General features: G+C 62.6%; 22 protein-coding genes and 1 pseudogene. 20 read left to right on the forward strand and 3 right to left on the reverse strand.

Annotated features, from left to right (window positions below):
* The first annotated feature begins 15 nt into the window (after positions 1 to 15).
* The 12 genes and pseudogenes from IG169_RS05720 (at position 16) to IG169_RS05775 (ending at position 11,823) form a co-directional block, all read left to right on the forward strand.
* Complete coding sequence (locus IG169_RS05720) at positions 16 to 1,332, forward strand: ABC transporter substrate-binding protein (protein ID WP_193175196.1); 1,317 nt, start codon at positions 16 to 18, stop codon at positions 1,330 to 1,332.
* 112 nt (positions 1,333 to 1,444) lie between these two features.
* Complete coding sequence (locus tag IG169_RS05725; RefSeq protein WP_193175197.1) at positions 1,445 to 2,341, forward strand: carbohydrate ABC transporter permease; 897 nt, start codon at positions 1,445 to 1,447, stop codon at positions 2,339 to 2,341.
* 2 nt (positions 2,342 to 2,343) lie between these two features.
* Positions 2,344 to 3,210, forward strand: a complete 867-nt coding sequence (locus IG169_RS05730; protein WP_193175198.1) for a carbohydrate ABC transporter permease — start codon at positions 2,344 to 2,346, stop codon at positions 3,208 to 3,210.
* A gap of 2 nt (positions 3,211 to 3,212) precedes the next feature.
* Positions 3,213 to 4,310 (forward strand): ABC transporter ATP-binding protein, encoded by a 1,098-nt coding sequence (locus tag IG169_RS05735; RefSeq protein WP_193175199.1) that lies wholly within the window; start codon positions 3,213 to 3,215, stop codon positions 4,308 to 4,310.
* Between the two features lie 4 nt (positions 4,311 to 4,314).
* On the forward strand, positions 4,315 to 5,436 hold the full coding sequence (locus tag IG169_RS05740; protein ID WP_193175200.1) for an enolase C-terminal domain-like protein: 1,122 nt from the start codon (positions 4,315 to 4,317) through the stop codon (positions 5,434 to 5,436).
* Between the two features lie 3 nt (positions 5,437 to 5,439).
* Complete coding sequence (locus IG169_RS05745; RefSeq protein WP_193175201.1) at positions 5,440 to 5,769, forward strand: L-rhamnose mutarotase; 330 nt, start codon at positions 5,440 to 5,442, stop codon at positions 5,767 to 5,769.
* Positions 5,762 to 6,835 carry a Gfo/Idh/MocA family protein gene (locus tag IG169_RS05750; RefSeq protein ID WP_193175202.1) on the forward strand — a complete coding sequence of 358 codons (1,074 nt, stop codon included), beginning with the start codon at positions 5,762 to 5,764 and terminating at the stop codon, positions 6,833 to 6,835. Before IG169_RS05745 ends, IG169_RS05750 begins: the two co-directional genes overlap by 8 nt.
* A 2-nt stretch (positions 6,836 to 6,837) precedes the next feature.
* Entirely contained in the window at positions 6,838 to 7,290 is a 453-nt protein-coding gene (locus IG169_RS05755; protein ID WP_193175203.1) for a MaoC/PaaZ C-terminal domain-containing protein, read from the forward strand.
* Positions 7,291 to 7,311: 21 nt separating this feature from the next.
* Positions 7,312 to 8,046: an SDR family oxidoreductase gene (locus IG169_RS05760; RefSeq protein ID WP_193175204.1), complete on the forward strand. Its 735-nt coding sequence runs from the start codon at positions 7,312 to 7,314 to the stop codon at positions 8,044 to 8,046.
* Positions 8,047 to 8,068: 22 nt separating this feature from the next.
* The gene (locus IG169_RS05765; RefSeq protein WP_193175205.1) at positions 8,069 to 9,364 is read left to right on the forward strand and encodes an enolase C-terminal domain-like protein; all 1,296 of its coding nucleotides are present in this window, start codon (positions 8,069 to 8,071) and stop codon (positions 9,362 to 9,364) included.
* 27 nt (positions 9,365 to 9,391) lie between these two features.
* Positions 9,392 to 10,231: a fumarylacetoacetate hydrolase family protein gene (locus IG169_RS05770; protein WP_193175206.1), complete on the forward strand. Its 840-nt coding sequence runs from the start codon at positions 9,392 to 9,394 to the stop codon at positions 10,229 to 10,231.
* A gap of 164 nt (positions 10,232 to 10,395) precedes the next feature.
* Positions 10,396 to 11,823: pseudogene (locus IG169_RS05775) on the forward strand (IS3 family transposase).
* Positions 11,824 to 11,909: 86 nt separating this feature from the next.
* Here IG169_RS05775 and IG169_RS05780 read toward each other — a convergent pair.
* Positions 11,910 to 12,821, reverse strand: coding sequence for an NAD(P)-dependent oxidoreductase (locus IG169_RS05780; protein WP_193175207.1), 912 nt, complete (start codon positions 12,819 to 12,821; stop codon positions 11,910 to 11,912).
* Positions 12,822 to 13,008: 187 nt separating this feature from the next.
* Here IG169_RS05780 and betB point away from each other — a divergent pair, with 187 nt between their 5' ends.
* The 6 genes from betB to betI all read left to right on the forward strand — a co-directional run bounded on the left by betB (position 13,009) and on the right by betI (position 20,843).
* Positions 13,009 to 14,475, forward strand: coding sequence for a betaine-aldehyde dehydrogenase (gene betB, locus IG169_RS05785; protein WP_210325866.1), 1,467 nt, complete (start codon positions 13,009 to 13,011; stop codon positions 14,473 to 14,475).
* A 35-nt stretch (positions 14,476 to 14,510) separates the two neighbouring features.
* A complete protein-coding gene (gene betA, locus IG169_RS05790) occupies positions 14,511 to 16,160 on the forward strand; it encodes a choline dehydrogenase (RefSeq protein ID WP_193175208.1) in 1,650 nt (549 codons plus the stop codon).
* Positions 16,161 to 16,217: 57 nt separating this feature from the next.
* Complete coding sequence (locus IG169_RS05795; protein ID WP_193175209.1) at positions 16,218 to 17,186, forward strand: ABC transporter substrate-binding protein; 969 nt, start codon at positions 16,218 to 16,220, stop codon at positions 17,184 to 17,186.
* A gap of 74 nt (positions 17,187 to 17,260) precedes the next feature.
* Complete coding sequence (locus tag IG169_RS05800; RefSeq protein ID WP_193175210.1) at positions 17,261 to 18,130, forward strand: betaine/proline/choline family ABC transporter ATP-binding protein; 870 nt, start codon at positions 17,261 to 17,263, stop codon at positions 18,128 to 18,130.
* Positions 18,131 to 18,291: 161 nt separating this feature from the next.
* Positions 18,292 to 20,208, forward strand: a complete 1,917-nt coding sequence (locus tag IG169_RS05805; RefSeq protein WP_193175211.1) for an ABC transporter permease — start codon at positions 18,292 to 18,294, stop codon at positions 20,206 to 20,208.
* 62 nt (positions 20,209 to 20,270) lie between these two features.
* Positions 20,271 to 20,843, forward strand: coding sequence for a choline-binding transcriptional repressor BetI (gene betI, locus IG169_RS05810; RefSeq protein WP_193175212.1), 573 nt, complete (start codon positions 20,271 to 20,273; stop codon positions 20,841 to 20,843).
* On the opposite strand, the gene IG169_RS24430 is transcribed toward betI, so the two are convergent.
* Positions 20,788 to 21,057 (reverse strand): DUF6538 domain-containing protein, encoded by a 270-nt coding sequence (locus IG169_RS24430; RefSeq protein WP_428982233.1) that lies wholly within the window; start codon positions 21,055 to 21,057, stop codon positions 20,788 to 20,790. The two genes, betI and IG169_RS24430, sit on opposite strands and share 56 nt — an antisense overlap.
* Before the next feature lie 192 nt (positions 21,058 to 21,249).
* Here IG169_RS24430 and IG169_RS05815 point away from each other — a divergent pair, with 192 nt between their 5' ends.
* Positions 21,250 to 21,390, forward strand: a complete 141-nt coding sequence (locus tag IG169_RS05815; RefSeq protein WP_193175213.1) for a hypothetical protein — start codon at positions 21,250 to 21,252, stop codon at positions 21,388 to 21,390.
* Between the two features lie 660 nt (positions 21,391 to 22,050).
* On the opposite strand, the gene IG169_RS05820 is transcribed toward IG169_RS05815, so the two are convergent.
* Complete coding sequence (locus IG169_RS05820; protein ID WP_193175214.1) at positions 22,051 to 22,629, reverse strand: cupin domain-containing protein; 579 nt, start codon at positions 22,627 to 22,629, stop codon at positions 22,051 to 22,053.
* Between the two features lie 118 nt (positions 22,630 to 22,747).
* Here IG169_RS05820 and gabT point away from each other — a divergent pair, with 118 nt between their 5' ends.
* A complete protein-coding gene (gabT, locus tag IG169_RS05825; protein WP_193175215.1) occupies positions 22,748 to 24,049 on the forward strand; it encodes a 4-aminobutyrate--2-oxoglutarate transaminase in 1,302 nt (433 codons plus the stop codon).
* The last annotated feature ends 132 nt before the right edge of the window (positions 24,050 to 24,181 follow it).

Here is a 24,181-nt window from a genome sequence, read left to right on the forward strand (position 1 = left end):
CTCGGGAGGAGGCTCATGAACAAGCTATTGGCCGGCGTGTCTGCCGGAGTCCTTGCATTGGTCGCTGGCGGCACGGCGCTTGCCCAGGATCTGCCCGGCAAGTTCGAAGGCGTCACCATCGACGCCAAGCTGATCGGCGGTCAGCAATATGAAAACCTCTATTCGCGCATCGCGGAGTGGGAAGCGGCGACCGGCGCAACGGTCAACGTCATTTCCAAGAAGAACCACTTCGATCTCGATAAGGAGATCAAGTCGGACATCGCGGTCGGCGCGGTCAATTGGTGCGTCGGGTCGAACCACTCGTCCTTCGCGCCGCAGTACCCGGGCATTTACACAGACCTGTCCAAGCTGCTGCCGAAGGAAGAGATCGACGCGTTCGTGCAAGCAAACATCCAGGCGTCGACGCTCGACGGCAAGCTTGTGATGCTGCCGCGCGCGCAGTTCGACGTATCGGCGCTTTATTACCAGAAGAGCCTTTACGAGGACGATGCCAAGAAGGCGGCGTTCAAGGAAAAATACGGCTATGACCTGGCTCCGCCGGATACGTGGCAACAGGTGTCCGACCAGGCGAAGTTCTTCGCCAATCCGCCGGACTTCTACGGTACCCAGTTCGCGGGCAAGGAAGAGGCGATCAACGGCCGCTTCTATGAAATGCTGCGCGCCGATGGCGGCGAATATCTCGATGCAGACGGCCGCCCCGCCTTCAATTCCGCTGCAGGCGTAGAAGCACTTAACTGGTTCGTCGATCTCTACAAGGCCAAGGCGGTTCCGGCCGGCACCACCAACTATCTGTGGGATGATCTTGGCCAGGGCTTCGCCTCCGGAACGGTCGCCCTCAATCTGGACTGGCCGGGCTGGGCGGGGTTCTTCAACGACCCGAACTCCTCCAAGGTCGCCGGCAATGTCGGCGTCGCTCCGCCCCCGAAGGGATCGTCGGGCGCCCGCACCGGCTGGTCCGGTCACCACGGTTTCTCGGTGACGGAGAGTTGCGCCAACAAGGAAGCGGCCGCTTCGCTCGTCTGGTTCCTGACCAACGAGGACAGCCAGAAGCTGGAAGCCGCTGCCGGTCCGCTCCCGACCCGCACTGCGGTATGGGACTGGGTGATCGAGCAGGCGAAGGACGATCCGTACCGCAAGGAAGTCCTGCAGGCCTTCCAGGAAGCGGCGAAGGGCGCCTATCCGGTTCCCCAATCGCCGTCGTGGATCGAGATCTCGAACGCGGTGTATCCGGAACTGCAGGCCGCCATCCTCGGCGACAAGACCTCTCAGCAGGCGCTTGACGATGCCGCGGCCAAGGCCACGGCGATCCTCGAGGATGCCGGAGAGCTCTGACGCTCCTCCCGGAGGGGCGCGGCCCGGCCGCGCCCTTTTCTCTTGACCCGGCGGTCGTGCAGTCGACACTTGCCGGTACCCTGACCATCATGCGAACCGAGACGAGGAAACGATGAGAGGGTGGAAGCCCGCGCCGCACGTGCTCTTGCTGCTGCCTGCCGTCATCGTGCTGGCGGCCGTGGTGATCCTGCCGCTGCTGCTATCGCTTTATTCCAGTTTCACGCCGTTCCGGCTGACCCGGCCGGATTCGATCTACACTTTCATCGGTTTCCGCAACTATCAGCGCCTGTTTACCGACAAGGAGTTCTGGATCGCCTTCGGTCGCACGGTCCTGCTGCTTACGGTCGCCTTGAACCTCGAAATGGTGCTCGGCCTCCTGCTGGCGCTGCTCGTGGAAAAGGCGACGCGCGGCCAGCGGCTGCTGCGCACGATCATGATGTTTCCGATGATGTTCTCGCCGATCCTTGTCGGGTTCCAGTTCAAGTTCATGTTCAACGACAATGTCGGCATCGTGAACAACGCGCTGCAGTCGCTCGGCCTGACCGACAGGGCGATCCCCTGGCTCATTGACGGCCAGCTTGCCTTTACGTCGATTCTGATTGCCGAGATCTGGTCGTCGACATCCGTCTTCGCGATTTTCATTCTTGCCGGCCTGATGGCGATGCCGCGCGAGCCGCTCGAGGCGGCCAAGGTCGACGGCTGCACGCCGTTGCAGAGTTTTCGCTACGTGACATGGCCGTTCGTGATGCCGTTCGCGTTCATCGCGATGACGATCCGGTCGCTCGACATCGCGCGCGCCTACGACATCGTCAAGATCATGACTGACGGCGGCCCGGCCAAGCGCACCGAGATCCTGTGGACTCTGATCTCGCGGACCGCCTATTCGGATGCGCGCATGGGGCTAGCCAACGCCATGGCCTATGTCGCGATCCTGCTGTCGATCCTGTTCACCGTGATGTTCTTCCGCCAGCTCGCCAAGGCGCGCCAGCAGATCGGTGCGGAGTGGTAGCGATGGACGAGAATGCCATTCATCGCCTGAAGCGCGGCCTGCTCAAGGCAGGCCACATGTTCGGACTTTTCCTAGCCATGGCGATCATCTGTCTGCCCGGGCTCTGGATCGTGCTGTCGTCGCTGCGGCCGACGGTCGAGATCATGGCGAAACCACCGGTCTGGATTCCCCGCAACATCTCCCTGGACGCCTATGTCGCCATGTTCTCCGGCGTCGGCCAGGGCGGTATTCCCGTGCTCGAATATTTCCGCAATTCGCTGATCATATCGGTCACCTCGACGGTGATCGCGCTGGCCGTCGGCATGGCCGGCGGATACGCCTTCGCGCGCTACCGGTTCCGGGGCAAATCGGCGATCTTCCTGGGCTTCATGCTGACGCGCACCGTGCCGGGTATCGCATTGTCGTTGCCGCTGTTCTTCGTCTATGCGCGCCTCGGCATCATCGATACCCATTTGGGGCTGATCCTCGCCTATGTCGCGCTCAACGTGCCGTTCACGGTCTGGCTGATCGACGGTTTCTTCCGGCAGGTCCCGCGCGACCTGGCGGAAGCGGCCCAGATCGACGGCTGCACGCGCTGGCAGGCGTTCTGGCAGGTCGAGTTCCCGCTGGCGCGGCCTGGCATCGCGTCGGCCGGCATATTCGCCTTTCTGATTTCCTGGAACGAGTTCGCGCTGGCTTCGCAGCTCACGCGGTCGACGAATTCGAAGACGCTTCCGGTCGGTCTGCTCGACTACACGGCGGAATTCACCATCGACTGGCGCGGCATGTGCGCGCTGGCGGTCGTGATGATCATCCCGGCGCTCACCCTCACATTCATCGTCCAGAAACACCTCGTCTCCGGGCTCACGTCCGGCGCGGTCAAGGGATAGTCATGGCTACCGTTTCGCTCAAAAACCTGGTCAAGAAATACGGCAACCTGGAAGTCGTGCATTCGATCAATCTCGACGTGAAGGACCGTGAATTCGTTGCGCTTGTCGGCCCGTCGGGCTGCGGAAAGTCGACGTCGCTGCGCATGATCGCCGGCCTCGAAGACATCACCGGCGGCGAGATCCATATCGGCGACCGCGTGGTCAACGAACTGCCGCCGCGACAGCGCAACATCTCCATGGTGTTCCAGTCCTACGCGCTCTATCCGCATATGACGGTGGCCGAAAACATGGGCTTTTCGCTGAAGATCGCCGGGCGGTCGCAGGCCGAGATCGATGCGGCCGTCGCGGACGCGGCGCGCACCCTCGGGCTGGGAGAACTGCTGGAGCGCCGGCCGTCGCAACTGTCGGGAGGGCAGCGCCAGCGCGTGGCGATGGGCCGCGCGATCGTACGCAAGCCGGACGTGTTCCTGTTCGACGAACCGCTCTCCAATCTCGACGCGAAGCTGCGCATGCAGATGCGCACGGAGATCAAGAAACTGCATGCCCAGGTCCAGTCGACGGTGATCTACGTCACGCATGACCAGGTCGAGGCGATGACGCTGTCCGACCGGATCGTCATCATGCGCGACGGGCATATCGAACAGGTCGGTACGCCGGACGAAGTGTTCCGGCGTCCGGCAACCCGCTTCGTCGCCGGCTTCATCGGTTCGCCGACGATGAATCTGCGCGAGGCCACGGTGGATGACGGAAAACTGGTTTTCGGCAATGGCGACACACTGCCTCTGCCGGCGGAGTTCCGCGACAGCGTGACGGCGGGCCAGAAGGTGGTGTTCGGCCTGCGTCCCGACGACCTTTATCCGGCGGGGCACGGTATTCATTCGGGCGAAGCCGCCGACGTGCACACGGCCTCGGTGCCGGTCACGATCACCGAGCCGCTGGGCAACGAGACGCTGGTCTTCGTCGAATTCGCCGGCGACGACTGGATTGCGCGCATGCTCAACCCGAAAGCGCTCCAACCCGGCGAGAAGATCGATCTCAGCTTCGACCTCAGCCAGGCGCACCTGTTCGACGCCGCGACGGAAAAGACGTTGAGGAGGTGATCCAGTGGCGCGTATCGAAAAAGTCGAACTTCGCATGGTCGACCTCGTTCCGAAGGTCAAGCGCACCGATGCGATCCAGAGTTTTGTCAGCCAGGAAACCCCGATTGTCACGATCACCGATTCCGACGGGGCGACCGGCACAGGCTACAGCTACACGATTGGCACCGGCGGCTCCTCTGTCATGCGGCTTCTTGCCGACCATCTGGTGCCTCGCCTGATCGGACGTGACGCCGACATTATCGAGGCGATCTGGCACGAGCTGGAATTCGCCACCCATGCGACGACGATCGGGGCGATCACCTCGATCGCGCTTGCCGCCATCGATACCGCGCTGTGGGACCTGCGCGCCCGCAAGCAGGGACTGCCGCTCTGGAAACTCGCGGGCGGCGCCAAGGACCGCTGTCCACTTTACACCACCGAGGGCGGCTGGCTGCATATCGAGACGCAGGCGCTTGCCGACGACGCGCTGGAGGCGAAGGCGAAGGGCTTTACCGGCTCGAAGGTCAAGATCGGCCGGCCGCACGGCTCGGAGGATTTCGAACGTCTGTCCGCCGTGCGCGCCGCCGTCGGCGACGGCTACGAGATCATGACTGACTGCAACCAGTGTTTCACCGTGGACGAGGCGATCCGGCGCGCCGAACGGTTGCGCGATCTCGATCTCGCCTGGCTCGAGGAGCCGCTTCCCGCCGACGATATCGACGGTCACGTCCGGCTGTCCAGATCCACCGCAACGCCGGTTGCCGTCGGCGAGTCGCTTTATTCGATCCGTCATTTCCGCGAATACATGCAGAAGGGGGCTTGTTCGATCGTGCAGGTCGATGTCGGGCGCATCGGCGGCGTCACGCCCTGGCTGAAGGTCGCGCATGCGGCTGAAGCCTTCGACATTCCCGTTTGCCCGCATTTCCTGATGGAACTGCATGTCAGTCTGACCTGCGCCGTGCCGAACGGGAAATATGTCGAATACATCCCGCAACTCGACGAACTGACATCGAGCCGCATGACGATTAAGGACGGCCATGCGCTCGCGCCGTCCGAACCGGGTATCGGCATCGATTGGGACTGGGACGCGGTGCGCGCCAAAAGCATTCCGGAATTCACGACGACGATCACGGCAGGGGAGGGCTGAGCCATGCAGCGAATGGGAATGGTGATCGGCTTGAAGCCGGAGAAAATCGCCGAATACAAGCGCCTGCACGCCGCGGTCTGGCCCGAGATCCTCGACATGATTTCGAAGTGCAACATCAAGAACTACACGATCTTCCTGAAAGAGCCGGAAAACCTGCTGTTCGGCTATTGGGAATATCACGGCACGGACTTTGCGGCGGATGCGGCGAAGATGGCGGCCGATCCGAAGACGCAGGAATGGTGGGACGTCTGCATGCCATGCCAGGAGCCGTTCGAGACCCGAAAGGACGGCGAGTGGTGGGCGATGATGGAGGAGGTCTTCCATCATGACTGAGCATTTCGACCCGACCGCGCTGAACCAGGAATGGCCAATGCCGTCCAGTCCGCGCCCGATCGTCACGTTCGGCGCCGGTTCGATCGTCGGCGACGCCCATTTCCCGGCCTATCGAAAGGCCGGTTTTCCCGTCGCCGGGCTTTATGATCCCGATCGGGAGAAGGCGCGGAAACTGGCAGGCGAGTGGGGCGTGCAAGCCTTCGCCTCGGCCGAGGAGGCGGTGGCGGTGCCGGACGCCATTTTCGATCTCGCCACGCCGCCGAAGGCGCATGCCGACGTTTTGCGCATGCTGCCCGGAGGCGCTGCGGCGCTGATCCAGAAGCCGATGGGCAGCGACCTCCAGGGTGCCACCGAAATCCTCGCGATATGCCGAAGCAGGAACCTCAGGGCGGCAGTCAATTTCCAGTTGCGCTTCGCGCCGATGATGCTGGCGCTGAAGGATGCGATCGCCAAGGGATGGCTTGGGGATGTCGTCGATTTCGACGCTTGGCTGGCGCTGGCGACGCCATGGCAGTTGTGGCCGTTCCTGAAGGGGCTGCCGCGCATCGAGATCGCGATGCACTCGATCCACTATCTCGATCTGATCCGCCAGATCCTCGGTGACCCGGATGGCGTGCACGCGAAGTCGATCGGCCATCCGTCACATGACGTGGCGCAGACGCGAACCAGCGCCATTCTCGATTACGGCGATCAGGTTCGCTGCGCCCTGTCGATCAATCACGATCACGATTTCGGCCGCAAATACCAGGCATGCGAATTCCGTGTCTGCGGCACGGAGGGGGCCGCCTATCTGCAACTCGGGGTCAATCTGGATTATCCGCGCGGCGAACCAGATATTCTGGAAATCCATCCGAAGGGCGGGGACGACTGGATCGCGGTTCCCCTGAAGGGGGCGTGGTTCCCGGATGCCTTCGTCGGCCGAATGGCCAATCTTCAGCGCTTTGTATCCGGCGAGGACACCGAACTCGTCAGTTCCGTCGAGGACGCGTGGAACACCATGGCGCTCGTCGAGGCCGCCTACCAATCCACGGCGTCGCCGGCGACACCGCTACAGCCGAGACCGTGACAATGGAAAAGACGACCTATTTCGAAGATTATGAAATCGGTTCCGAGCGCGTCACTTACGGGCGCACGATCACCGAAACCGATTTTGTCGTGCATGCCGGGCACACGGGCGATTTCTTTCCGCATCACATGGATGCGGAGTTCATGAAGACCCAGCCTTTCGGCCAGCGCATCGCACACGGGACGATGGTGTTTTCCATCGGCGTCGGGCTGACGGCAAGCGTCATCAATCCTGTGGCGTTTTCCTACGGCTATGACCGGTTGCGCTTCATCAAGCCGGTATTCATCGGCGACACGATACATACGCGCGCCATGATCGCCTCCAAGGAAGACGATCCGAAGCGGGCGGACATGGGCAGGGTTTTCGAACGCACAGAGGTCATCAACCAGCATGGCGACGTCGTCATGGTCGCGGACCACATCTACATCGTTGAACGCAGGAACAAGCCGGCCTGAGCCGCGCCGAACGGAGGCAGAATGACAGACTGGGTCAAGGGAAAGACCGTCCTCGTGACAGCGGCGGCACAGGGAATCGGCCGTGCGACCGCGCTGGCCTTCGCGGCAGCCGGCGGCAAGGTCGTCGCGACCGACATCAACGAAGATGTGCTCCGCGAACTCGATGGCACATCCGGCATCATGACACGTCGTCTCGACGTCCTCGACGCGGCGGATATCGCCAGAGCCGTGGATGCGGCTGGTCCCGTCGACGTGCTCTTCAACGGCGCGGGTTTCGTGCATGCCGGGTCGATCCTGGAGATGAAGGACGAGGAATTCGACTTCGCGGTCGATCTCAACGTCCGCTCGATGATCCGCACCATCCGTGCCGTATTGCCGGCCATGCTGGAGCGCGGCGGCGGCGCGATCATCAACATGGCTTCGGTCGCAAGCTCGATGAAAGGCGTACCGAACCGGTTCGCCTACGGCACGACCAAGGCCGCCGTGATCGGCCTGACCAAGGCCGTCGCCGCCGATTACGTGGGGCAGGGGATCCGATGCAACGCGATCTGCCCCGGCACGGTCGAAAGCCCGTCGCTGCAGGACCGTATGCGCGCCCAGGGCGACTACGAGACCGCGCGCGCGGCTTTCATCGCGCGCCAGCCGATGGGCCGTATCGGCACGCCGGAGGAGATCGCCGATCTCGCGCTACACCTTGCCAACGCCACCTACACGACCGGTCAGGCCTACGCCATCGACGGCGGCTGGACGATCTGAAGACCTTTCAAGGACGGATATTGTGACCGAAATCACCGGCCTCAAAAGCTACGATCTCCGCTTCCCGACATCGCAGAGCCTCGATGGTTCGGATGCGATGAATCCTGATCCGGACTATTCGGCCGCCTATGTGGTTCTGTCCACTGACTCGCCGAACCTCGAAGGTCACGGTCTGACCTTCACCATCGGGCGGGGCAACGAGATCTGTTGCGCCGCGATAGAAGCGCTGCGCCATCTGGTCGTCGGCCTGGACCTCGACTGGATTCGCGAAAATCCCGGCCGGTTCTGGCGCCACGTGACGTCGGACAGCCAGTTGCGCTGGATCGGTCCGGAGAAGGGCGCGATGCATCTCGCGACCGGAGCCGTGGTCAATGCCGTCTGGGACCTGCTGGCAAAACAGGCGGGCAAGCCGGTCTGGCGCCTGGTCGCTGAGATGAACCCCGAGGAGATCGTCGACATCGTCGATTTCCGCTACCTCACCGACGCGATCACGCGCGACGAAGCGCTCGACATCCTTCGGCGCGCGGAGGCCGGCAAGACGGAGCGTATCGCCAAACTCGAGGCGACCGGCTATCCCTGCTACACGACATCCGCGGGCTGGCTCGGCTATTCCGACGAGAAGCTGCGCCGGCTGTGCCGCGAGGCCGTCGATGCGGGATATACCCATGTGAAACTCAAGGTCGGGCGCGATCTCGACGACGACATCCGCCGCCTGACGATCGCGCGCGAGGAGCTGGGGCCGGACCGGTTCCTGATGATCGACGCCAACCAGGTGTGGGAGGTCGGCGAAGCGGCCGACTGGGTGAAGAGACTTTCCTTTGCGAAGCCTTACTTCATCGAGGAACCGACCAGCCCCGACGACATCGCCGGCCACCGGCGCATTCGCGAGGCGGTCGCGCCGGTCAAGGTGGCGACGGGCGAAATGTGCCAGAACCGGATCGTCTTCAAGCAGATGATCGCTGGCGGCGCGATCGACATCGTGCAGATTGACGCCTGCCGGATGGGCGGCCTGAACGAGGTTCTCGGTGTCCTGCTGATGGCGGCGAAATTTGGCTTGCCGGTCTGGCCGCATGCCGGCGGCGTCGGCCTGTGCGAATACGTCCAGCACCTTTCGATGATCGACTACGTCGCCGTGTCCGCGACGATGGAGGGAAGGGTGATCGAATATGTCGATCACCTGCACGAACATTTTCTCGATCCCTGTGTCATCCGCAACGCGGCCTATATGCCGCCTTCGGCACCCGGTTTCTCGATCGAGATGAAACCGGCTTCCATCAAGGACTACGTCTTTCACGGTGACCGGACGGCCGCTGCCTGACTTCACTCTCTGCAAGGACAAGACATCATGAAACTTCTCCGCGTCGGCAAGTTCGGAATGGAAAAACCCGCAATTCTCGATGCCGAGGGCAAGGCACACGATCTGTCTTCGGTCGTCGCCGATATTGCTGGCGACACCTTGCTGCCGGAGACCCTGGATAAGATTGCCGCGCTCGATCCTTCTGCATTGCCGGTCCTCGACGAAGGTCGGATCGGGCCGTGCGTCGGGCAAGTCGGCAAGTTCATCTGCATCGGACTGAACTATTCAGATCATGCTGCCGAGACGGGCGCGGAAGTGCCGAAGGAGCCCGTCATCTTCATGAAGGCGACCAGCGCGATATGCGGGCCGAACGACGGCGTGCTGATTCCGCGCGGTTCCGTGAAGACCGACTGGGAAGTCGAACTTGGCGTCGTGATCGGCAAGGGCGGCGCCTATATCGACAAGGCGGACGCCCTCGACCACGTGGCCGGCTATTGCGTCGTCAACGACGTCTCGGAGCGCGAATTCCAGATCGAGCGCGGCGGGACCTGGGACAAGGGCAAGGGCTGCGACACCTTCGGCCCGATCGGTCCGTGGTTGGTCACACGCGACGAGGTGGCCGATCCGCAGAAGCTGAAGATGTGGCTGGAAGTCGACGGCCACCGCTACCAGGACGGTTCGACGGAAACGATGGTCTTCGGCGTTGCCCATCTCGTGAGCTATGTCAGCCGCTTCATGAGCCTGCAGCCCGGCGACATCATCTCGACGGGAACTCCGCCGGGCGTCGGTATGGGACAGAAGCCGCAGGTCTATCTTAAGGGCGGCGAAGTCATTGCGCTCGGTATCGAGGGCCTGGGTACGCAACGACAGACCGTCGGCAAGGCATAAGGCGGCGCAGATCTCGTTTTCTAGGTTTTACGCATAGAGGACATCGCGAGATGTTTTCGGAGTGATTCACTTCCTAATTGTCCGGGTTCAGCGCCAATGAGACAATTTCGGCTTAACGGATAGAGGAGGATTTCTGGCTCATCGTAGCCCTTCAAGGAGCGAAGATGAGACAGAAATCCGGGACACAGAAAGAGCCGGCGGAGAAAGTCATCAAGGACATCCGCCGCGCCACCCGCAAACAGTATTCGGCGGAAGAGAAGATCCGCATCGTGCTGGAAGGCTTGCGCGGCGAGGAGTCGATCGCCGCGCTGTGCCGGCGTGAAGGCATAGCCGAGAGCCTCTATTACAACTGGTCGAAGGAGTTCCTGGAGGCTGGCAAGAAGCGGTCGGCCGGGGACACGGCGCGTGCAGCCACCAGCGATGAGGTCAAGCATCTGCGCCGCGAAGCCCACGATCTGAAAGAGGTCGTCGCCGAACAGGCGCTGGAACTGCGGCTGCTCAAAAAAAGCATGATCGCACCCTCTCGGTGAATGCCAAGCATTCACCTGCCGGGTGACAGATGGGGGCGACGACGAATGAGATACCCTGCATCCGAAAAGCTGGAGATCTCCGGGCTCGTCGAGAAGTCGCATCTTCCGGCCAAGCGAACGCTGGACAAGCTCGGCATTCCGCGCGCCACCTTCAATCGCCCCTCTCGGCGATGCTTCGCATCGCCTGCCGGCAACGGGTATGACCGCTTCCTGACCGGCGGCGTCGATGCGCTGGAAGACCGCAAGCCTCAGCCCAAGCGGGTCTGGAACCGCATTCCCGACGACATCCGAGAGAAGGTCATCGACCTTGCCCTCGATGAGCCGGAGCTGTTACCACGCGAACTGGCTGTGACGTTCACCGACACGCGAGGCTACTTCGTCTCGGAATCCTCGGTCTACCGCCTGCTCAAGGCGCGAGATCTGATCACCAGCCCGGCCTTCATCGTCATCAAGGCTGCCGACGAGTTCCATGACAAGACGACGGCACCCAACCAGCTCTGGCAGACCGACTTCACCTATCTGAAGGTCATCGGCTGGGGCTGGTTCTATCTGTCGACCATCCTCGACGATTACTCGCGCTACATCATCGCCTGGAAGCTGTGTACCACGATGAAGGCCGGTGATGTCACCGATACGGTGACCATGGCGCTGCAGGCATCGGGTTGCGACAATGCCAGGGTCATGCAGCGTCCCCGGCTGCTCTCCGACAATGGCCCATGTTACGTCGCCGGCGAACTGGCCGATTGGCTCTCCGGCATTGGGATGAAACACACCCGGGGTTCGCCGTGCCATCCGCAGACCCAGGGAAAGATCGAGCGATGGCACCAGACGTTGAAGAACCGCATCCTGCTCGAAAACTACTTCCTGCCCGGTGCCCTCGAAGCGCGGATCGGCGCTTTCGTCGATCATTACAACCACCGGCGCTACCACGAGAGCCTCGGCAATCTCACACCGGCCGACGTCTACTTCGGACACGGCCAGACCATCCTGCAGATAAGGGAAAGGATCAAACGCGAGACCATCAACCAACGGCGCTTGCTGCATCGTAAAGCAGCCGCCTAAAATGAAAAACCTGATGGGCCAGAGCCTCCACTAGATCAGGCTGCCGAACTGCTCAAAACCCCTGAAGACGGACAATCCGACCTCGCCTATTTTTCCCAGTGAGGAACCCAGTCGCCGTCCATGCGCAGGGACACACCGGCGGCATCTTCTTCCAGCTTGACGACATGCAGTTCGCCCTTGTCTCCGCCATAGGTCCGCTGTGCTTTGCGGAACCGCTCATGGACGAGCCGGGTGACGCTGGCTTCGGTTCCCGCGGCGTCGCAGGCGCCGACGATAAGTCCCAAGTCCTTCATGCAGAGGTCCAGCGTGAAGGAAGGATCGTAATGGCCCTGGAATACCGATGGCGCGTCATGATGCATGCACCAGCTCTCCGCTGCGCCGATCTTCAGCGCTTCCCATGCCTGCGGAAGATTGACACCGGATTTTACGGCCATGACGAGCGCTTCGCCCATGGCGGTGGCATGAATAGCCCATAGCTGATTGCTGGCGAGTTTGGTGATACAGCCCGTTCCGTTCGGGCCCATGTAGTGGACTGGTCCCAACAGCTCCATCATTGGGCGCAGCCGTTCGACGACTGCTTCGTCTCCGCCGGCAAATTGCGTCATGTTGCCGTTGCGGGCGCCGTCCACCGCGCCCGTGACGGGCGCGTCGATCGCCCGGGCGCCCCTGGCCTCGATGTCGCGGGCCAGCGCCTTGGCGAGTTCCGGCTCGTTGGTCGTCATGTCGATCCAGACCTGGCCCGGCCCGATCGCGGAGAGGATACCCTTGTCGCCGCGAAGGACCGCCTCGATCTGTTTCGGGCCGAAGACCATCGTGTAGATGACATCCGCGCTTTTCACGGCTTCGGCGGGACTGTCAGCCCATGTCGCGCCCAGCGCGATGTGTTCCTGCGCGCGCTCCCGGTCGAGGTCGCACACGGTCAGTTCGTGGCCTCCCCTGATCAGGTTCAGGGAGGCTGCGCCACCCATGGTGCCCAGTCCGATAAACGCTATGCGCATGTGATCCGTTCCTGTTTCGCTGTGATGTGGGCGTCCGGCCCCGTGTCCGGAGCCGCTGTCGAGAGGCACGATATTGGCATTGCACAGATGTGCAAGAAAAAGTTTGCATAAACGTGCAAGAATTGCGAAGTTGCCGTCGCGGACGGGCGCGGGGCCCTTCGGAAAACGATGCCTTGGGGAAACGGCGATGAGCGGACTGGCGGTTCAGAAGCTGTATATCGACGGACAATATGTGGATGCCACGTCGGGTGAAACATTTGAAACGCTCAATCCGGCCACCGGCGATGTGATCTGTAAGGTCCAGCAGGCGTCCGGGGCCGACGTGGACGAAGCCGTGGCATCCGCCATTCGCGGCCAGAAGGTCTGGGCGGCGATGGCGGCCGAGGAACGTGCCCGCATATTGATGCGCGCCGCCGCCATCCTGCGCGAGCGCAATCGGGAACTGGCGGAGCTGGAGGTTCTGGACACCGGAAAGCCGATCCGGGAGGCCGAGACCGTCGACATCGTCACCGGCGTGGACTGCATCGAGTATTATGCCGGCGTGTCCCCCTCGATCAGCGGCGAATTCTTCAATTACGGAGAGAATTTCGCCTATACGCGCCGCGAGCCGATCGGGGTTTGCGCCGGGATAGGAGCGTGGAACTATCCGATCCAGATCGCGATGTGGAAGTCGGCGCCGGCGTTCGCCTGCGGAAACGCGATGGTGTTCAAGCCATCGGAAGTGACGCCGCTGAGCACCCCGAAGCTGGCGGAAATCTACACCGAGGCAGGTGTCCCGGACGGCGTGTTCAACGTGGTGCAGGGCGACGGCCGTGTCGGCGCGATGCTCACCGCGCATCCCGATATCGGCAAGGTGTCGCTCACCGGTGAAGCCTCGACGGGCAAGAAGGTCATGGCAGGCGCGGCGTCGACCCTGAAAGAGGTTACGCTCGAACTCGGCGGGAAATCGCCGCTGATCATTTTCGACGATACGGATGTGGAAGTCGCGGTCCGCGCCGCGATGCTGGCCAATTTCCTGACGCAGGGCGAAATCTGCGCCAACGGGACGCGGGTTTTTGTCCAGCGGAGCCTCTACGAACCCTTCCTCGAACGGTTGGCCGCGCGAACGCGAGCGTTGCGCGTCGGCATGCCGATGGATCCCGAAACCCGGGTCGGCGCCCTGATTTCCGCCGAGCATTTCGAAAAGGTCATGTCCTATATCGATGCGGCGAAGGCCTCCGGCGCCCGGCTGGTCTGCGGTGGCGGCAGACCCGCCGATCCTGCTCTGGCGGGCGGCTATTTCGTCGAGCCAACGGTTTTCGCCGACTCCAAAGACGGCATGGCGCATGTCCGCGAGGAGATTTTCGGCCCGGTCATGTCCGTGCTGCCATTCGATACCGAAGACGAAGCGGTGTCCCGGGCCAACGCGACGCCTTTCGGTCTGGCCGCCGGCGTGTTCACGCGGGACATCTCCCGCGCCCACCGGGTCGTGGCCAATCTCCAGGCCGGCACCTGCTGGATCAACTCCTATCAGGACCTGCCCATTTCGATGCCGTTCGGCGGCTACAAGGCCTCCGGCCTCGGACGGGAAAACGGGCAGGCCGTCATCGATCATTACACGCAACTGAAGAGCGTGTTCGTGCGCACCGGCGATCTGGCCGATGCGTTTGCGTGAAGCCGCGAGACGGATGAAACGGGGAACAGAACCGGGTGGAGTTTGACTACATCATCGTCGGCGCCGGGTCCGCTGGTTGCGTCCTGGCCAATCGTTTGAGCAAGGACGGCAAATCCACGGTCCTGTTGCTGGAGGCGGGCGGCAAGGATCGCTCGATCTTCCTTTCGATGCCGGCGGCGCTGGCCTATCCGCTGGCGGGCACACGCTTCAACTGGGCCTACTGGAGCGAGCCGGAGCCCTATCTCGACGGGCGACGGATGTATTGTCCGCGCGGCCGCGTTCTGGGCGGCAGTTCGGCCATCAACGGCATGGCCTATGTCCGTGGTCATGCCTGCGATTATGATCGCTGGGCCTCCTACGGGCTGAAGGGCTGGGGCTACGCCGGCGTGCTTCCCTATTTCAAGCGGTCGGAAGACCGCGAACTCGGCGCGGACGCCTATCATGCCGAGGGCGGGCCGCTTGCGGTTCACCGCGAGGCGATGGGCAATCCGCTGCATCAGGCCTGGCTTGCCGCCGGCCGACAGGCGGGGCTCGGCCACAGCGACGACCAGAACGGCTTTCGCCAGGAAGGCGTCGGACCGATGGACATGACGATCCGCGGTGGCGCGCGCGAGAGCACGGCGCGCGCGTTCCTGCGCCCGGCGCTGGCGCGTCAGAATCTCCAGGTCGTCACCAACGCGCGGGCGACCGGACTGCGGTTCGAGGGGCGACGGGTCACGGGCGTCGACTTCGTGGTCGGGCGCGACAGCCGGCGGGCGGCCGCGCGTCGCGAGGTCATCCTTTCCGGCGGCACGGTCAATTCTCCGCAATTGCTGATGCTGTCCGGGATCGGGCCGGCCGACCATCTGCGCGAGGCCGGGGTCGAGGTCCGCGTCAACGCCCGCGAAGTCGGGCGGAACCTGCAGGATCACCTCGAAGTCTATGTGCAGCATGAATGTACCCAGCCTGTATCGATCTACCCGCTGACGCGCCCTTTCGGTCGCCTCAGGGTCGGCGTCGAGTGGTTGCTCCGGCGGAGCGGGCCGGGCGCTTCCTGCCAGTTCGAGACCGGCGGCTTCGCGCGGATCTCCGACCGGTCCGCGCATCCGGACCTGCAATTTCACTTTCTGCCGATCGCGGTGGATTATGACGGCAAGAACCCGGTCAGCTCCCATGGTTTCCAGGCTCATGTCGGGCCGATGCGGCCGAGAAGCCGCGGGCATGTCCGGCTCAAGAGCCGCGACCCGCTTGCCGCGCCGGGGATACTGTTCAACTATCTGGAGGCGGAGGAGGACCGGGCGGAATTCCGGGCCGGCATCCGCCTGACCCGGACCATCTTCGGCCAGCCGGCTTTCGATCCCTATCGGGGCAGGGAGTTGCAGCCGGGCGCGCATGTCACAGACGACGATGAAATCGACGCCTTCGTCCGGCGGCGCGTCGAAAGCGCCTATCACCCGGTGGGAACCTGTCGGATGGGCATGGACGCGAATGCCGTCGTCGACGATGCCGGCCGCGTGCGCGGGGTCGACGGGCTGCGCGTGGTCGATGCTTCGATCATGCCCGACATCGTCAGCGGCAACACCAACGCGCCGACCATCATGATCGCCGAGAAAATCGCCGATTCCATACGCGGCAGGAGCGCGCTCCCGCCTGAATCCGTACCGGTCTATTCCCACACCGGCGAGCCGGAACGGCGAGTGAACTGAAACTGCGGAAAAATGGACGACCTTCAGAACCGACGGAAAACGAAAAGGAGCAATGCGATGAAACGCCGAATTCTTGGACTTGCGACAGCGCTGACGGTGGCGCTCGGGACGACGCCGGGCATGGCCGCGTCGAGCGTGCCGGAAAGCAGCGCCCCCATCAAGCTGGCCATGTTGGAATGGACGGGCGAGCAGGCCGTGACCAAGGTCGCCGGCATGCTGCTGGAGAAGATGGGCTACAACGTCGAATATGTGACGTCCGGCACCTACACGCAGTTCCTCGCCATTCCCGACGGGTCGATCACCGCTTCGCTGGAAGTCTGGAGCTCCAACACCGGCGAGCATTATCCGAAGGCGATGGCGTCCGGCAAAGTGGTGAAGATCGGCGCGCTCGGCCTCGATCCTGTCGAGACCTGGTACTACAACAAGGCGGCGGGCGAGGCTTGCCCCGGGCTTCCCGACTGGAAGGCCCTTAAGGATTGCGCCCAGTCGCTGGCGGTTGCCGAGACCTATCCGAAGGGACGCCTGCTCGACTATCCGGCCGATTGGGGAACGACCAATGTCGATCGCATCAAGGCGCTGGATTTGCCGTTGGTCTCGATCCCGGCGGGCAGCGAGGGCGCGCTTGTCGCCGAGATCACCGGCGCCGAGAAGGCCAACCGTCCGTTGCTGGTGATGTTCTGGTCGCCGCACTGGGTGCACGCCGTCGCCGACCTTACGCCCGTCGCCCTGCCGCCTTATCAGGATGGCTGCTACGACGACCCGAAGGTGGGCATCAATCCCGACGCCGTCTATGACTGCGACTGGCAGCGCGGTGAAATCATGAAACTCGCCTGGGTCGGCATGAAGGACGAATGGCCGGCGGCCTATCGCCTGCTGGAGCAGTTGACGATCACCAACAAGGACGAGATCGCCTGGATGCGCGACATCGATTCCGAAGGCAAGGACATGGACAGCGTGCTCGCCGCCTGGATGGACGCCAACCAGGCGCGCTGGCAGGGATGGATCGACGCGGCCATGAAGCAATAGCATCGCGGCACCGACCGGTCGCGGATGGAGCCGCGGCCGGTCAGGCCCGCATGTGAGGGAGTGTCACGGACATCATGAACGCCAGCGTCAAATTGTCTTGCCGGCGCCTCTGGAAGACCTACGGTCCGCGCGAGGCGGTCGAGGCTACCCGGTCCGGCGCCGGTTCCGGAGATGCGGCCGCCGTGATGGAGCGCGTCGCCAGCCTTTACGGCCTGTCGGCCTGCGCCGGCATCAGTTTCGACGTGGTGCGGGGCGAGATCTTCATCATCATGGGATTGTCCGGCTCCGGAAAGTCCACGGCGTTGCGGTGCCTTTCCCGCCTCGTCGAGCCGACGGCGGGTGAGATCCTGATTGATGGCGAGGACTTCACCGCCAAATCGCCTCGCGAGCTGATCGATTTCCGTCGCCACAAGATGGGGATGGTGTTCCAGAATTTCGGCCTGATGCCGCATCTGACGGTTCTGGAGAACATTGCCTTTCCGCTCAGGGTGCGCGGCATCGATCCCGCCGAGCGCAACGAGCGCGCGCGCGACATGATGCGCCTGGTCGAACTGGACGGACGCGAGAACGCCTATCCGCGCCAGCTTTCCGGCGGTCAGCAACAGCGCGTCGGCATTGCGCGGTCGCTGGCCGGCGACCCCGATATCTGGTTCCTCGACGAACCCTTTTCGGCGCTCGACCCGCTGATCCGGCGGCAGATGCAGAACCAGTTTCTCCATCTGCAATCGGCGCTGCATAAGACCATCATCTTCGTGACCCATGACATTTCCGAGGCCGTGCGCCTGGCGGACCGGATCGCGATCATGAAGGGCGGCGAGATCGTCCAGATCGGCACGCCGCGCGAGATCCTCGACAATCCGGCCAATGCCTATGTCGAGGAGTTCACGCGTGATGCCCGCGAGGGCCTGACGGTTCGCGGCGCGGTCGGGGCAGGTCGCGGGTGAGCGAGGTTCCGACCGATTTGTCGAGGTGGCGGGCGTGGGCGTTCTGGGGTGTATGTCTCGCGGCCTGCGTGATCTGCTTTCAGCAGGCGGATACCAGGGAGTGGATCGGCAATTTTCCGAAGGATTGGACTTACGGGATCGCCGGGCCCGTCAACGTCGCAATGAACTGGCTCGTCCCGGTGTTGTCCGGTCCGTTGCACGTGATCAGCGCGATCCTCGGGTTTCTCCTGAACATGACACGCGACATTCTGGCCTGGACACCGTGGCCGGTCGCGTTCTGCCTGTTCGTGATCGTTGCGCACCGCGCCGGCGGGCTGTCCCTGGCGGCCTTCATGGCGGTGTCGCTCGTCTATATGCTGGTGACGGGCTATTGGGAGCGCTCCATGAATACGCTCGCCCTTGTCGGCGCGGCGGTCCCGCTCTCGGTCGTTATCGGCGCCCAAATCGGCATTCTGTGCTACCGGCACGCATGGCTGAATTCGCTCACGCAGCCCGTGCTCGACGTGATGCAGACGCTTCCGGCCTTCGCCTACCTCATCCCGATCCTGCTGTTGTTCGGGTTCGGTCCGGTTGTCGGCCTCATCGCCAGCATGATCTTTTCCATCCCGCCGATGGTTCGCAACACGATACTCGGTTTGCAGAGGGTGCCGCCCGAGGTCACGGAAGCGGGGCTGATCTGCGGCTGCAACCGGCGTCAGTTGCTGTGGTGGACCCAGATCCCGGCAGCGCTGCCGCAGATGAAGATCGGCATGAACCAGACCACCATGGCGGCGCTCTCCATGGTCATCATCTCCGCGATCATCGGTGGCTCCGACGATGTCGGCTGGGCGGTGTTGAACACGATGCGCAAGGCGCAATTCGGCCCAAGTCTGATCGCCGGCCTTGTCATCGCCCTCATGGCGATGCTGATCGACCGCATCAGCCTGGGATTCGCCGAAACGGACGCCGCGCCCGACGGCGGTTCTCGTGACGGCATTTTCCGGCATCCGCATCTGCTGGCCGCCCTGGCGGTTCTCGCGGCCGTGCTGCCGCTCTCGCTGACGGTCGAAACGCTTCATCACTTTCCGCGCGCCTGGGTCTGGGACATCGGCGGCGATATTTCCGCCGCGCTCGACACGGTTATCGCCGCGACATCGGGAACGCTGGAAAACGTGAAGCGTGCAGGCCTGTTCTTCTTTCTGCTTCCGTTGCGCATCGGTCTGGATCAGGCGGTCAGTCCGTTCAGTTGGGGCGTCGAGTTCACGCCGGCGCTGCGCATCGCCTATGCGGGTCTGGTCGCCGTCGGCTGCCTAGCGGCGCTCGGTCTGGGATCGCGCGCCGGCGCGATCATCGTCGCCATTTGCGGGGTCCTGTTCTACTACGGAACCTCGGGCATTCCGTGGCCGGTGTTCATCGGCGCGACGGCCATCATGGCCTACGCGGCGGGCGGGCCGGCGATTGCCGCGCTTGCGCTTGGAACCATGGTCTTCATTCTCCTCAACGGTCTCTGGGAGCCGGCCATGTTTTCGGCGGCGCTGTGCGGCGCGGCCATCCTGATCGCTTTTCCGCTCGGCATGGCGATCGGAACGATTGCGGCGGAGACGGACTGGGTCTCCAAGGCCGTCCGTCCGGTCAACGACACGCTCCAGACCATGCCGCAATTCGTCTATCTGATACCCTTCCTGATGTTGTTTCAGGTTGGCGAATTTACAGCGCTGATCGTCGTGATCGCCTATGCGCTCGTTCCGGCGATCCGTTATACGGAACATGGCCTGCGTTCGGTGCCGGCGGCCTGTGTCGAGGCGGGCCGCGCGTCGGGTTGTACCGGGCGTCAGCTTCTTTGGTGGGTGAAGATGCCCCAGGCGGTGCCGGAGATCATGCTGGGCTTGAACCAGACCGTGATCTGCGCCCTGTCGATGCTGGTCATCGCCGCGCTCGTGGGAACGCGCGGTCTCGGCCAGCAGGTCTATGTCGCCCTGGGCAAGGCTGACAGCGGATTGGGGCTCGTCGCGGGCGTATCGATCGCGCTGGTCGCGATCACGACGGATCGTATACTCCAGTGCCTGAACCGGAGCCGCAGGCAGGCGCTTGGCCTTTAGCTCTTGGTTTCGAGCTCCTGGACAGCAATACCGGATGACGGGAAACGCGAATCGGTGACGAGATGGGACGAAAGCCAATAGATGCCGACCGAAGGCAGAAGATCGTGGATGCGACGCTGAATTGCATCCACAAATACGGCTATCAGGATACGACCGTCGCGCGCATCTGCGCCGATGCGGGGCTTTCCACGGGCAATATCCATTACTATTTCGGCGGAAAACAGAACCTCCTCGAGGAAGCCATGCGCAGTCTGTTGCGCGATATCCGCCGGAAAATGGTCACCAGCCTGAACGATGCGGATTCACCCGCCGAAAGGCTTGCCGCGATCCTGCGCAGCAATTTCCATCCCGGCATCTTCCGCACCGATATCTGCATAACCTGGCTGCATTTCTGGGCCCAGGCGCCGCATGCCGGCGAGTTGGCGCGCCTGGAGCATGTCAACAGGCGGCGTTTCAGGCAGAATCTCCTTCATGAATTCGTGAAGCTTAAAAGCCGCGAGGAAGCCGAGATGCTCGCCCGCCAGACGGTAGCGATGGTCGATGGCCTCTGGGTCGAGAAAGCCCAGAAAAACACGACTCTCACCGCCCAAGACGCGTTCGGGCTGGTGATGGAATACGTCGAGACGCGGTTGTAGCAGCAAGGTTTCCGGAGCCAAGGCGCATCCTGTCGTTCATCCGGTGGACCCAGCCGATGCATTCTGTAAGTCTGGCACAGGCCTGACGATAGTCGTTGGTTCTCAACGAGACTCTATAGAACTGCCGGCCCAAGAGCCGGGCAACGAGCGGGCTCAGGCGCACCTGCAGATAGAAGCGCCCTTCGCGCCGTGAAAGGTAGGGAGTACAGGCCATGGCATCTCCGCGTACATCAGTGCGAGATGTCTCACAGTCATTGAAACCCCTGTTCCTTGTAACTTTTTGATTTCATTGCTTGAAGATCAATGATAGCGGAGGAGCGCTGCCGCAGATCTCCACATCAAACTCAAATCCGCTACGCTTTTAGACTGCTTTCTCGGGATTTTGCCGCCTAACCGGCTGAGACTGATGCACCAGACCTTGTCTGGGGCCTACGACTTCATCATGGATCGCACCCATGACGGGAAGGCCTTCCGCATACTCAGCATAATCGACGAGTTCAACCGTAAGAACCTGACCATCCACGTCAGGCGCAAGCTCAACAGTTAGGACGCCCTGCCTGTCTTCGGCAAGATGTTCCTGCGGCATGGACCGCTCGAACAAATTTGTTCCCGCAATAATGGCCCGGAGTTTATTGCTGATACCGTGTGCGAATAGCTGTGAAGACGATTTTTATCGAGCCGGGAGGTCAGTGGGAGGACGGCTATCGCGAGAGCATCAACGGCAAGTTCCGCGGCGAATGCTGAGCTGAGAGATCTTCCACTCGCTACGCGAGGCCCAGATGCTCATCGAGTAGTGGCGGGTCTTCCACAATACCGAATGACCGCACAGCTCACTAGGATACATGCCACCGTCCCCGAGATTTACCTTGTCATTACCAATCCCGGCTGCCTGCGTTGCCATTCGCGTCGTCAAAACCCAAGTCCAAGTTCATGCTAGAACTTAACACTTGATCTGGACCACCAAAGCGCCTTGGCAAAGGCATTTACGGATTTAGCTAAAGCGCAGTTCGACCGCCTTTGAGGAAGTGAAGATGTTCAACGAAGAACAGCGAGACCAATATTGGATCGAGCCGATCTGACGTGTGCTGGCGATTCCGGACTGCTATTTCCTTGCCTTCCATTTCGTACGGCCAGGCAAATTCTACATGGACAATTCAGATGCGAACGCTGGGATAGCCTTATCTACTATATGAACGTCAGTCCGTCGTTAAAGGTAAGGCGGGGTGCACGCGGATACGACAATCGCGGGACGGTCGCTGATGTTGCGGAAGCGGTGGGGCTGGCGTGAATCGAACAGGAACGAGTCGCCGGCCTTCAGCACGGAAACCTTGTCGCCCACGGTTATCTCGAGTTCGCCGGCAATGACGATTCCGCCCTCGTTGGCCGGATGTTCGAGCAGTTCCTCGCCGGTATCGGCACCGGGTTCGTAGGTTTCGTGCAGGATCTGGAGGTTGTGCAGGCGGGCGTCGCCGACTTGCTTGAGCGTTATCATTCCCTCGGCGCCCTCGCGTTCGGAAAACAGGCGCGACGTCAGGTCGCGAAGCTCGGCCGGCGTGAAGAAGGGATTTCCCGGCTGCGGGCTGTCATGCTCAAAAAAATCAGACATCCCGATCCCAAGTCCGCCCAAAATCTTGCGCAAAGATGCCACGGATGGGCTGCTTTTATTGGTCTCGATCATCGAAATCTGGCCATGCGGCACCCCGGCGCTTTCCGCCAGCTGGCGCTGCGAGAATCCCGCGCGCTGCCTGAGTTCCCGCATACGGGCGCCTACGTCGAAGTCGGCCATGGAATTACTCCGTTTCCCGGCAACATAACCGGCGCGGCCCGGAGCGGCAAGATACGACAAATCGCTTGCTCAATAATTTGAGCAGATATATAGAGATTTTAGAGCAGAGAGGTCTCCCATGACGAAATCTTCCGAACTGAAATCCCGTCGCGATGCCGCCGTTGCCAAGGGTGTCGCAACCCGTGCGATCTATGCCGAACGCGCCGAGAACGCAGAACTCTGGGACGCCGACGGACGTCGCTTCATCGACTTCGCGGCCGGAATCGCCGTGAACAATGCCGGCCACCGTCACCCCAGATTGATGGAGGCGGTCGCGGCCCAGGCCGAGGCCTTCACCCACACCTGTTTCCACGTCGCGCCGTTTGAGGGGTATGTCCGCCTTGCCGAGCGCCTGAACGCGGCGACGCCGGGCGACTTCGGGAAGAAGACGATGCTCGCGACCACGGGCGCCGAGGCGGTGGAGAACGCCGTGAAGATGGCCCGGGCCTATACCGGCCGGTCCGGCGTGATCGCCTTTTCGGGGGCTTTCCACGGTCGGACCCTCATGGGAATGGCGCTCTGCGGCAAGGTGGCTCCCTACAAAAAGGGCTTCGGGGCAATGCCGCCGGAGGTCTTTCACGCGCCGTTCCCGAACGCGTTTCATGGCGTGACGCCCGAACAAAGCCTCGCCGAGCTCGACCGGCTCTTCAAGTCGAGCGTCGATCCCGAGCGCATCGCGGCAATGATCATCGAGCCGGTTCAGGGCGAGGGCGGTTTCAACATCGCCGATTACGACTTCCTGCACGCATTGCGGCGGATTGCGACCGAACACGGCATCGTCCTCATCGCCGACGAGGTTCAGGCCGGGATGGCCCGAACGGGCAAGCTCTTCGCCTTCGAGCATGCCGGGGTCGCGGCCGATCTCGTGACGATGGCCAAGGGGCTGGCGGGCGGCTTCCCGCTCTCGGCGGTGACCGGCCGGGCCGAGATCGTCGACGCCGCGCCGATCGGCGGCATCGGCGGCACATATGCTGGCAATCCTCTCGCGGTCGCCGCGGCCAACGCGATGCTCGACGTGATCGAGGAGGAGGGGCTGTGTGCCCGCGCAACCGAGATCGGGGACCGGATCCTGGCTCGCCTGATTGCCATCGCGAGCCGCCAGGGCATGGAGGCGATCGGTGACGTGCGCGGCCTTGGTGCGATGATTGCCTTCGAACTGGTGACCGACAGGCAGAGCCGCGCGCCCGATGCCGCGCTGACCCTTTCCATTGTGGCCGAGGCTGAGGCGCGCGGGCTCATCATCCTGCCCTGCGGCACACGGGGCAATGTGGTGCGCCTGCTGCCGCCGCTGACGACGCCGATGGAACAGGTCGACGAGGCGCTCGATATCCTCGAGGGAGCCCTCGAGGCGGCCGTCGCGAAAACCGCAACCGCAGCGTAAGGAGGCCGGAACATGGCGAAAGATCTTGCACTTCAGAGCCGGCCGGATCTCGGCTCGTTCAACTGGGAAGACGCGTTCCGGCTGGAAGACCAGCTGACCGACGAGGAACGCCTGATCCGCGATGCCGCCAGA

Source organism: Oricola nitratireducens (assembly GCF_014904745.1).
In the GTDB taxonomy this organism is placed as follows: Bacteria; Pseudomonadota; Alphaproteobacteria; order Rhizobiales; family Rhizobiaceae; genus Oricola; species Oricola nitratireducens.

Coding starts and splice junctions, on each gene's coding strand:
- IG169_RS05720 (WP_193175196.1), top strand. CDS start 16: ATGAACAAGCTATTGGCCGGCGTGTCTGCCGGAGTCCTTGCATTGGTC.
- IG169_RS05725 (WP_193175197.1), top strand. CDS start 1,445: ATGAGAGGGTGGAAGCCCGCGCCGCACGTGCTCTTGCTGCTGCCTGCC.
- IG169_RS05730 (WP_193175198.1), top strand. CDS start 2,344: ATGGACGAGAATGCCATTCATCGCCTGAAGCGCGGCCTGCTCAAGGCA.
- IG169_RS05735 (WP_193175199.1), top strand. CDS start 3,213: ATGGCTACCGTTTCGCTCAAAAACCTGGTCAAGAAATACGGCAACCTG.
- IG169_RS05745 (WP_193175201.1), top strand. CDS start 5,440: ATGCAGCGAATGGGAATGGTGATCGGCTTGAAGCCGGAGAAAATCGCC.
- IG169_RS05750 (WP_193175202.1), top strand. CDS start 5,762: ATGACTGAGCATTTCGACCCGACCGCGCTGAACCAGGAATGGCCAATG.
- IG169_RS05755 (WP_193175203.1), top strand. CDS start 6,838: ATGGAAAAGACGACCTATTTCGAAGATTATGAAATCGGTTCCGAGCGC.
- IG169_RS05760 (WP_193175204.1), top strand. CDS start 7,312: ATGACAGACTGGGTCAAGGGAAAGACCGTCCTCGTGACAGCGGCGGCA.
- IG169_RS05770 (WP_193175206.1), top strand. CDS start 9,392: ATGAAACTTCTCCGCGTCGGCAAGTTCGGAATGGAAAAACCCGCAATT.
- IG169_RS05780 (WP_193175207.1), bottom strand. CDS start 12,821: ATGCGCATAGCGTTTATCGGACTGGGCACCATGGGTGGCGCAGCCTCC.
- betB (WP_210325866.1), top strand. CDS start 13,009: ATGAGCGGACTGGCGGTTCAGAAGCTGTATATCGACGGACAATATGTG.
- IG169_RS05795 (WP_193175209.1), top strand. CDS start 16,218: ATGAAACGCCGAATTCTTGGACTTGCGACAGCGCTGACGGTGGCGCTC.
- IG169_RS05800 (WP_193175210.1), top strand. CDS start 17,261: ATGAACGCCAGCGTCAAATTGTCTTGCCGGCGCCTCTGGAAGACCTAC.
- IG169_RS05805 (WP_193175211.1), top strand. CDS start 18,292: ATGAACTGGCTCGTCCCGGTGTTGTCCGGTCCGTTGCACGTGATCAGC.
- betI (WP_193175212.1), top strand. CDS start 20,271: ATGGGACGAAAGCCAATAGATGCCGACCGAAGGCAGAAGATCGTGGAT.
- IG169_RS24430 (WP_428982233.1), bottom strand. CDS start 21,057: ATGGCCTGTACTCCCTACCTTTCACGGCGCGAAGGGCGCTTCTATCTG.
- IG169_RS05815 (WP_193175213.1), top strand. CDS start 21,250: ATGCACCAGACCTTGTCTGGGGCCTACGACTTCATCATGGATCGCACC.
- IG169_RS05820 (WP_193175214.1), bottom strand. CDS start 22,629: ATGGCCGACTTCGACGTAGGCGCCCGTATGCGGGAACTCAGGCAGCGC.
- gabT (WP_193175215.1), top strand. CDS start 22,748: ATGACGAAATCTTCCGAACTGAAATCCCGTCGCGATGCCGCCGTTGCC.